Annotated in this window: 8 protein-coding genes; 7 read left to right on the top strand and 1 reads right to left on the bottom strand. The window is 72.2% G+C overall.

Annotation, left to right across the window (positions count from 1 at the left end; all coding sequences use genetic code 11):
- Together F0L46_RS26980 and F0L46_RS24435 are read left to right on the top strand one after the other, a co-directional pair.
- Nucleotides 1–928 (top strand): elongation factor 4 family protein (locus F0L46_RS26980; protein ID WP_497850340.1); only part of this gene is annotated, 928 nt, incomplete at its 5' end.
- 7 nt (nt 929–935) lie between these two features.
- The gene (locus F0L46_RS24435; RefSeq protein WP_210247685.1) at nt 936–1,217 is read left to right on the top strand and encodes an HNH endonuclease; all 282 of its coding nucleotides are present in this window, start codon (nt 936–938) and stop codon (nt 1,215–1,217) included.
- Between the two features lie 144 nt (nt 1,218–1,361).
- On the opposite strand, the gene F0L46_RS24430 is transcribed toward F0L46_RS24435, so the two are convergent.
- Nucleotides 1,362–2,378, bottom strand: coding sequence for a TRAP transporter substrate-binding protein (locus tag F0L46_RS24430; RefSeq protein ID WP_210247684.1), 1,017 nt, complete (start codon nt 2,376–2,378; stop codon nt 1,362–1,364).
- A 309-nt stretch (nt 2,379–2,687) separates the two neighbouring features.
- Here F0L46_RS24430 and F0L46_RS24425 point away from each other — a divergent pair, with 309 nt between their 5' ends.
- From F0L46_RS24425 to F0L46_RS24405, 5 genes are all read left to right on the top strand, one after another.
- Nucleotides 2,688–4,703: a sensor histidine kinase gene (locus tag F0L46_RS24425; protein ID WP_149822232.1), complete on the top strand. Its 2,016-nt coding sequence runs from the start codon at nt 2,688–2,690 to the stop codon at nt 4,701–4,703.
- On the top strand, nt 4,703–6,460 hold the full coding sequence (locus F0L46_RS24420; RefSeq protein ID WP_149822231.1) for an ATP-binding response regulator: 1,758 nt from the start codon (nt 4,703–4,705) through the stop codon (nt 6,458–6,460). The genes F0L46_RS24425 and F0L46_RS24420 overlap by 1 nt, the downstream gene beginning before the upstream one ends.
- Nucleotides 6,457–7,179, top strand: a complete 723-nt coding sequence (locus F0L46_RS24415; RefSeq protein WP_149822230.1) for a response regulator — start codon at nt 6,457–6,459, stop codon at nt 7,177–7,179. Before F0L46_RS24420 ends, F0L46_RS24415 begins: the two co-directional genes overlap by 4 nt.
- A gap of 203 nt (nt 7,180–7,382) precedes the next feature.
- Nucleotides 7,383–7,811 carry a hypothetical protein gene (locus tag F0L46_RS24410; RefSeq protein WP_149822229.1) on the top strand — a complete coding sequence of 143 codons (429 nt, stop codon included), beginning with the start codon at nt 7,383–7,385 and terminating at the stop codon, nt 7,809–7,811.
- A gap of 24 nt (nt 7,812–7,835) precedes the next feature.
- Entirely contained in the window at nt 7,836–8,438 is a 603-nt protein-coding gene (locus F0L46_RS24405; protein WP_149822228.1) for a L,D-transpeptidase, read from the top strand.
- Nucleotides 8,439–8,448: the final 10 nt, after the last annotated feature.

The raw sequence follows: 8,448 nt of genomic DNA, 5'->3' as shown, positions 1-8,448 counted from the left end.
CAAGCCCGTGCAGCCCGTGGTGTTCTGCGGCCTCTTCCCCGTGGACGCCGCCGACTTCGAGACCCTGCGCGCCGCCATGGGCCGGCTCCGCCTCAACGACGCGAGCTTCTCCTACGAGATGGAGACCTCCGCGGCGCTCGGCTTCGGCTTCCGCTGCGGGTTCCTCGGCCTCCTCCACCTGGAGATCATCCAGGAGCGGCTGGAGCGCGAGTTCAACCTGGACCTCATCTCCACGGCGCCGAGCGTGGTCTACCACCTCAAGCTCACCGACGGCTCGATCATGGAGCTGCACAACCCGGCCGACATGCCGGACGTGATGAAGATCGAGTCCATCGACGAGCCCTGGATCCGCGCCACGATCCTCACCCCCGACGACTATCTCGGCTCGGTGCTGAAGCTGTGCCAGGAGCGGCGCGGCGTGCAGATCGACCTCAACTATGTCGGCAAGCGCGCCATGGTGGTCTACGACCTGCCCCTCAACGAGGTGGTCTTCGACTTCTACGACCGGCTGAAGTCGATCTCGAAGGGCTACGCCTCCTTCGACTACGCCATCACGGACTATCGCGAGGGCGACCTCGTGAAGATGTCGATCCTCGTCAACGCCGAGCCCGTCGACGCGCTGTCCATGCTCGTCCACCGCACCCGCGCGGAGGGGCGCGGCCGGGCCATGTGCGAGAAGCTCAAGGAGCTGATCCCGCCGCACCTGTTCCAGATCCCGGTCCAGGCCGCGATCGGCGGCAAGATCATCGCCCGCGAGACCATCCGGGCCCTGCGCAAGGACGTGACCGCCAAGTGCTACGGCGGCGACGCGTCGCGCAAGCGCAAGCTCCTCGACAAGCAGAAGGAGGGCAAGAAGCGCATGCGCCAGTTCGGCCGCGTGGAGATCCCGCAGGAGGCGTTCATCGCCGCCTTGAAGATGGATTCGTGACGGCGCCGTGAAGCAGGCCCGCGCCGAGGCGCTCTTCGCCGCGATCCACGCCCGCGACGGCGGGCGATGCGTCTATTGCGGCGTCGCGGTCGTGCGCCGCGGCCCGGGTCTCCACCGCACCCCGAACCTCGCCACCCTCGACCACGTCATCCCCCGCTCCCAGGGCGGCCCGACCCGCGCCGAGAACCTCGTGCTCGCCTGCGCGGCCTGCAACAACGCGCGGGGGGTGGAGGACGCGGAGAGTTTTCGGGCGCGGCGGGGCGAGACCCACCCTCCAACGTCGTCCTGAGGTGCCCNNCGTGGTGCGTGCTTCGAGATGCGCTCTTCGAGCGCTCCTCGGCATGAGGGGGTGGGAAATCTCTGGACCTCCGTGGTACCCCCTCACCCCCGGCCCCTCTCCCCATGGGAGAAGAAAGCCGGGAGAGACGCCCCCTCAAGCCCCCTCCACCTGCGCGATCAGTGGCGCGAGCGTCGGGTCGGTCATGAACTCGCGGCGCATGGCCGAGAGGCGCGCGATGAAGGGGGCCTTGTCCGGGTAGCTGAAGACCACGCCCAGGCGCTCGGCGCCCGCCCGGCTCGCCTCCTCGGCGTTGGCCCACAGGGCCGATTGCAGCATGGCCGATTCGGCGGCGGCCGCGCGCACGATGTCCCGCAAGGGGGGGCGCAGCGCGGCCCAGGTGCGGGCGCCGATGAGCAGCACGTCGGGCACCATGGTGTGCTCGGTATAGGCGTAATGGCGGGTCACCTCCGCGTGGCGGCCGTAGATCAGGGCCGTGAGGTTGTTCTCCGCCCCGTCGATGAGCCCCGTCTGCAGCGCCGTGTAGACCACGCCCCAGGGCAGCGGCACCGCCTCGGCGCCCAGCGTCTGCACCATGCGCACCATGGTGGGCGAGGGCTGGACGCGGATCTTGAGGCCGGCCAGGTCCTCCGGCCGGGCGATCGGCCGCCGGCCGTAGAAGCTGCGCGCCCCCGCGTCGTAGAAGCACAGGCCCGTCATCCCTGAGGGCCCCGGCGCCTGGAGGATGCGCTCGCCGGGCGCGCCCGAGACCACCTTGCGCCAGTGCTCCTTGTCCCGCAGCAGGAAGGGGATGTCGAAGAGCCGGTAGAGGGGGCTCACCACGTCGAGCACGCTCGCGCTCGCCTTGGTCATGTCGAGGGTGCCGGTCCGCACCTGGTCGAGGAGGGTCGGCTCCTCGCCGAGCACGCCGTCGGCATAGAGCGTGACGGTGATCTCGCCGCCGCTGCGCTCGGAGACGAGGTCGGCGAAGTGCAGCATCGCCCGGTGGACCGGATGGGCCCGGGGCAGGCCGTGGGCGAGGCGAAGCCGCACGGCGGCCCGCGCCGGGCGCGCCAGCAGCCCCGCGGCCGCGAAGGCGGCCCCGCCCGCGAGCACGCCGCGGCGCGACGGCGGACGCGCCGGATGCTCGGCCCCCTCCTCGTCCCCTCTCATCGGCATGCCCCTTCCGTTCACCGGGATGTCCCCTACCTCCCGGACGGACAGAGCCATTTTAGCGAAAAACGCCGCTGGTTGAAGGCGGATTCACGCTGCGGCATGCCCAATTGCCAGGCTTCTTTCCTTGAGCGGCAAGGCGTTGCGGGGCGCGCGTCCCCCCTCGCGCCCGCGCCCCAAACCGATTAGGGTCGGGCGTCACCGCAGCCCCGCGCCGCCAAAAGAGCCGATGTCCGTCCAGGGAACCTGCGTCCTCCCGTCCCGCCCGCGCCGCGCCCCCGCCGGCCGGTGCCGCCCGCGGGCCCGCCCATGACCATCGCGGCTCTCGACGCCTCGGCCCGCGCCCGCAAGGGCGAGCGCGCCTCGCGCCTGCGCTCCGTGCCGATCCGTTGGCGCATCCTCGCGGTGGCCGTGGTGAACACCATCGGCGTCCTCGTCCTCGCCTTCCTCGTGGTGCGGGCCGCCGACGGGCTCGGCGCCGCCTGGGGCGATCTCGTTCGGGCCCGCAACACCGACCGGCTCCTCGTCTCGGTGGGCAGCGACGCGGAGCGGCTGCAAAGCCTCATCCACCGCTATTTCACCCAGCCCACCGAGCCCGTGCTCCAGGAGATCGATCGCCGCCGCGCCGGCCTCATGCAGCGCCTCGACGCGGTGGGGGCGGCAGCCGTGGAGGCGGGCGAGCTGCCGGCGGCGGTGCAGCGCCTCTCGGCGGGCTTCGAGGAGCTCAAGACCGCGCGGGCCAACATCGTCTCGGCCTACGAGACCCGCGTGCTGGCCTCCGCCCGCGAGATGACGGGCCTCTACACCCTCATCGAGGGGGCGACGCCCCGGGACAGCTCCCTCATCTGGCCCGCTCTCACCCGCTCGCGCGACGCCTTCTCGACCGCCATCGTGGCCGTGAACTCGTTCTACCTCTCCCAGGACGTCCGGGCCGCGCACGACACCCGCGAGAGCCTCAGCACCATCGAGCGCACGGCCCCCTACATGGTGGACCTCGCGGAGAACGACCTCCAGCGCGACGCCCTGCGGGCGTTGCACGCCCGCGCCGGAGCGCTTCTGGCGGGCTTCACGGATCTCGCCACCGCGTTCACGGTGCAAAACGAGCTCCTGCGCACCGCCGTCGACGAGAGCCAGGCGAGCCTGGCCGGCGCCATCGACCGGCTCTCCGCCGCCACGCGCCGGGCCGAGGAGGCCGCGCAGGCGCGCTTCGACGCGGCGCTCAGCGCCGTGTACCTGCGCATCGCGCTGGCGGGCGGGCTCTTCCTCCTGGCGAGCATCCTCGTGGGCATCGGCGCGGCACGCAGCATCAGCGGCCCCCTGGAGGCGCTCAAGACCGCCATGGGCGACATCGTGGCCGAGCGCCAGCGCACGGTGGCGGGCCTCGATGCCCGCGACGAGATCGGCGACATGGCCCGCGCCGTGAACGTGTTCCAGGAGAACGCCATCGCCCGGCGCCAGGCGGAGGCCGAGCTGCGCGCCGCCAAGGAGCGGGCCGAGGCCACCCTCGTGGCCCTGCGCGAGACCCAGGCCACCCTCGTCAATGCCGAGAAGTTCGCGGCGCTCGGGGCGCTCGTGGCGGGCGTCGCCCACGAGGTGAACAATCCGGTGGGGATCAGCCTCACCGTCGCCTCGAGCCTCGCGCGCCGCTGCGACGCCATGGAGACGGCCCTCGAGGCCGGCCCCTTGCGCCGCTCGCAGCTTGCCGCCTTCATCGCGGACAACCGCGACGCGGCGAACCAGCTCGTGGCGAACCTCCACCGGGCGGGCGAGCTGGTCCAGGCCTTCAAGCAGGTGGCCGTCGACCGCACCCATGCCGACCGGCGCGGCTTCGACCTCGCCGAGACCACCCGCCAGATCGCCGCGAGCCTGCTGCCGGGCCTGCGCAAGACGGGGCTCGGCCTGGAGGTCGCCATCCCCGACGGCATCGCGCTTGAGTCCTATCCCGGCCCCTACGGCCAGGTGCTCACCAACCTCGTCCTCAACTGCGTGGCCCACGCCTATCCGGCGGGGCGCACCGGCGTTGTCCGGATCGGCGCCGAGCGCGCGGGCGAGGCGGGCGTCGCGCTCCACGTCGCCGACGACGGGGTCGGCATGGGGGCGGACGTGCTGCGCCAGATCTTCGAGCCGTTCTTCACCACGAAGCGCGGCGCGGGCGGCACGGGGCTGGGCCTCCACATCGTCCACAATCTCGTGACCTTCCGGCTCGGCGGGCGTATCACCGCCGAATCGAGCCCCGGCCACGGCACCCGCTTCACCCTCACGCTGCCCCTCGTCGCGCCCGGAGCCCCGGCCGCCGAGGACGAGCCGATCCGGAACCACGCCTGATGGCCCAAGACGACGACGTTCTCGACATCATCGACGACTCGGAGGAGCCCTCGCCCGCCCTCCCCCACGCCCCGTGGGTGATCGCGATCATCGACGACGACCCGGCCGTCCACCAGGGCACCCGCTTCGCGCTCGCCGACTACGTGCTCCACGACCAGGGCCTGGAGATCCTCTCCGCCTACTCGGCCGAGGAGGGGCGGCGCCTGCTGAAATCCCGCCGGGACATCGCCGTGATCCTCCTCGACGTGGTGATGGAGAGCGACAGCGCCGGCCTCGACTTCGTCGACCATGTGCGCCGCGATCTCAAGGACGAGACGGTGCGCATCATCCTGCGCACGGGCCAGCCGGGCCAGGCGCCCGAGCGGCGCGTGATCGTCGCCTACGACATCAACGACTACAAGGCGAAGACCGAGCTCACCGCCGACAAGCTCTTCACCTCGCTCACCGCGGCCTTGCGCAGCTACCAGCAGCTCAAGCGCCTGGAGGAGACCCGGCGGGGCCTGGAGATCATCATCGACGCGGCCCCGAAGCTCTTCGACTTCCGCTCCATGCAGCGGCTCGCCGAGGGCGTCCTCACCCAGATGGCCTCGCTCCTCGACGTGGAATGCGCCGGCATCCTGCTGCTGCGCGACGGGGCGAAGGGGGCGGGCGGCATCGCGGTCCTGGCGGGCTCGGGCTGCTACCGGGAGCTCGTGGGCTGCGACCCGGGCTCCGCCTTCGACGGCACGCTCGCGGACCTCGTCCACGGCGCCTTCGAGCGGCGCTGCAACGCGTTCTTCGACCGGCGCTCGCTCCTCTACATCGAGACCGGGAGCGGGCGGGAGGTGGTGGTGCTCCTCGACGCGGACAAGCAGCTCTCCGACACCGACCGCGCCCTCGTCGAGCTCCTGTCCAGCCGCCTCTCGGTCGCCTTCGACAACGTGATCCTCTACGACCAGCTCCAGGAGGCCAATGCGCGGCTGGAGGAGCGGGTGCGCGAGCGGACGGCGGAGCTCACCAAGACCAACCATCGGCTGGCCGCGCAATCGGGCGAGCTGCGCCGGGCGAACCGCCTGAAGAGCGAGATCCTCGGCACGGTGGCCCACGATCTCAAGAACCCGCTGGGCGTGATCCTCGGGCGCACCGAGATCCTCAACGAGCTCGCCGCCAACGACCCGCCCCTCGTCGAGCCCATGCGGGCCCAGATCGGCCACATCCGCGATTCCGCGACCCGGCTCACCGAGATGGTGAACAGCCTCATCCGCGACGCGATGAACGACGCCCTCGACATCACCATCCGCCACGACGCCTTCGACCTCGCGGCCCTGGTGCGGGAGGTGGCGGACGGGAACGAGGCGCTCGCCGCCCGCAAGGACCAGGCGCTCGCCTGCGAGACCCCCGCCCACCTCGTGGTGACGGGCGACCCCGACCGCCTGCGGGAGGCGGTGGACAACCTCGTCTCCAACGCCGTGAAGTACAGCCCGCCCGGCAGCCCCATCGCGGTCTCCGTCATCCCGCGGGAGCACGAGGTGGAGGTGTCGGTGCGCGACCGGGGGCCCGGCCTGTCGCCGGAGGACATGGACCGCCTGTTCGGCCGCTTCCAGCGCCTGTCGGCGAAGCCCACGGGGGGCGAGAGCTCCACGGGGTTGGGGCTGTTCATCGTGAAGCGCATCGTGGAGCTCCATGGCGGCCGGGTCGCCGCCACGAGCGATGGGATCGGGCGGGGGGCGACGTTCTCGCTGCTGCTGCCCTGGGAGCCCGACGGGAGGACCGCATGAGCGCCAGCCAGCACATCGTCGTCGTGGACGACGAGGCCGCCGCGCGGGAGATGGTTGGCGACTACCTGCGCATGCACGGCTTCCAGGTGTCGCTCTGCGACGGGGGCGGGGCGCTCCGGCGCACCATCGCCGCAGAGGGCACGCCCGACCTCATTGTCCTCGACCTCAACATGCCCGAGGAGGACGGCCTCTCGGTGATCCGCGACCTGCGGGCGAAGAGCCGCGTGCCCGTGATCATGCTCACCGCCACGGCAAGCCCCATCGACCGCATCGTCGGCCTGGAGCTCGGCGCCGACGACTACGTGCCGAAACCCTGCGAATTGCGCGAGCTTCTCGCCCGCATCCGCTCGATCCTGCGCCGCGCCGCCGCCCCCGGCCCCGCCGAGCCCGCTCCCGCCGCCAAGGCCACGGGCATCCGCTTCGGCACCAAGTGGCTCGACGTGGAGGCCCATTGCCTGCGCGACGAGGACGGCACCGAGCAGGTGCTCTCGCGCTCCGAGTTCGACCTCCTGAAAGCCTTCGCCGACAATCCCCGCCGCATCCTCTCCCGCGAGCGCCTGCTCGCCCTCGCCGACGCCCGCGACCCCGACGCCCTCGACCGCGCCATCGACGTGCGCATCAACCGCATCCGCAAGAAGATCGAGCCGGTCCCCGGCGAGCCGCGCTACATCCAGACGGTGCGGGGGCTGGGGTACGTGTTCAAGCCGGACGGGGTTTGAGAGGGTGGACGTGGTCCCCGAGCGCCACCGCCCGCCCCAAAGATTACCGCTTCGTTAACGGCCTGTATCACGACGAAACAATTCCCCTCCGGCGACGCAACGAAGCCCGGCCGTGAGCGCGCCCGCGGAGGATAAGCCCGCAACACGGGCTTCCTAGTGTCCCCCCATCAAGGACGGCGTCCAGAGCCGTCGGGGAGGATGCCATGACGAAGCCGTTCACGAGATATGCCGGGCTCGCCGCCTTCATCGCCGCCGCGACGGTGGCCCTCGTCGAGGTGCCGATCGCCGGCCAGGCCGCGGCGGCGGGCGCTCCGGCGCGGGCCGCGATCCGCGAGGTGCGCCTGCCCGAGACCGTGCCGGCGGCGCCGCGCCTCGCTCCCGCCGGGCCGGACCGCCCGGCCGCCTGCGCCGGCCAGGCCTGGCCCTACATCACTCCCGCCTGCGCGATCCGCGAGGACGGGCGCCCCATCCGCAACGCGCGGCTCATCACGGCGGCCGACGCCGTGACGCCGTCGATCGTGGCGCCGGCGGAGGTTGCCCCGGCAGCCGCGGCCGTGACCGCCGCCCCCGCGAAACCCGCCGCCGAGCCGGCGCGTGCCCCCGCAAAGCGGGCCGCCGCGGCCGTCCGCTGACCCGAACCAACCAGGAGATCCCCCATGCGCCGTCTCTCGCTCATCGCCCTCTCCGTCGCCGCGCTCCTCGCCGGCATCGCCCAGGCCCAGGCCGCCCGTTCCCTCGGCACCGATCCGGGCGGCGTCCTGCTCCCCGACGAGTCCGGCCCGGCCGCGATCGAGCCCCGGTCGAGCCCCGCCGTGAGCCCCGTCCCGCGCGAGATCGTCGCCTTCGCGGGCAACCACGCGCCGGGCACCATCGTGGTCTCCACCGCCGAGCGGCGGCTCTATCTGGTCCTGTCCGGGGGCAAGGCCATGCGCTACGGCATCGGCGTGGGCCGGCCCGGCTTCACCTGGGGCGGCACGCAGACGATCACCCGCAAGGCCCAGTGGCCCGACTGGCGCCCGCCGGCCGAGATGCTCAAGCGGCGCCCGGACCTGCCGCGCCACATGAAGGGCGGCCCCGCGAACCCGCTCGGCGCCCGCGCCATGTATCTGGGCTCGTCCATCTACCGGATCCACGGCTCGAACGAGCCCGAGACCATCGGCCAGGCCGTCTCCTCGGGCTGCATCCGCATGACGAACGAGGACGTCGCCGACCTCTATGAGCGCGTCAAGGTTGGCACAACCGTCGTCGTCCTACGCTGATCCCGTCACC

Origin of the sequence: Salinarimonas soli (assembly GCF_008386575.1) — a bacterium.
In the GTDB taxonomy this organism is placed as follows: domain Bacteria; phylum Pseudomonadota; class Alphaproteobacteria; order Rhizobiales; family Beijerinckiaceae; genus Salinarimonas_A; species Salinarimonas_A soli.
Note: the sequence above shows the minus strand (reverse complement) of the source record. Positions and strands in the feature narration are given on the sequence as shown.

Bases quoted from the DNA above. Each gene is read 5' to 3' on its own strand.
- F0L46_RS24420 (WP_149822231.1), top strand. From the start codon at position 4,703: ATGGCCCAAGACGACGACGTTCTCGACATCATCGACGACTCGGAGGAG.
- F0L46_RS24410 (WP_149822229.1), top strand. From the start codon at position 7,383: ATGACGAAGCCGTTCACGAGATATGCCGGGCTCGCCGCCTTCATCGCC.
- F0L46_RS24415 (WP_149822230.1), top strand. From the start codon at position 6,457: ATGAGCGCCAGCCAGCACATCGTCGTCGTGGACGACGAGGCCGCCGCG.
- F0L46_RS24425 (WP_149822232.1), top strand. From the start codon at position 2,688: ATGACCATCGCGGCTCTCGACGCCTCGGCCCGCGCCCGCAAGGGCGAG.
- F0L46_RS24430 (WP_210247684.1), bottom strand. From the start codon at position 2,378: ATGAGAGGGGACGAGGAGGGGGCCGAGCATCCGGCGCGTCCGCCGTCG.
- F0L46_RS24405 (WP_149822228.1), top strand. From the start codon at position 7,836: ATGCGCCGTCTCTCGCTCATCGCCCTCTCCGTCGCCGCGCTCCTCGCC.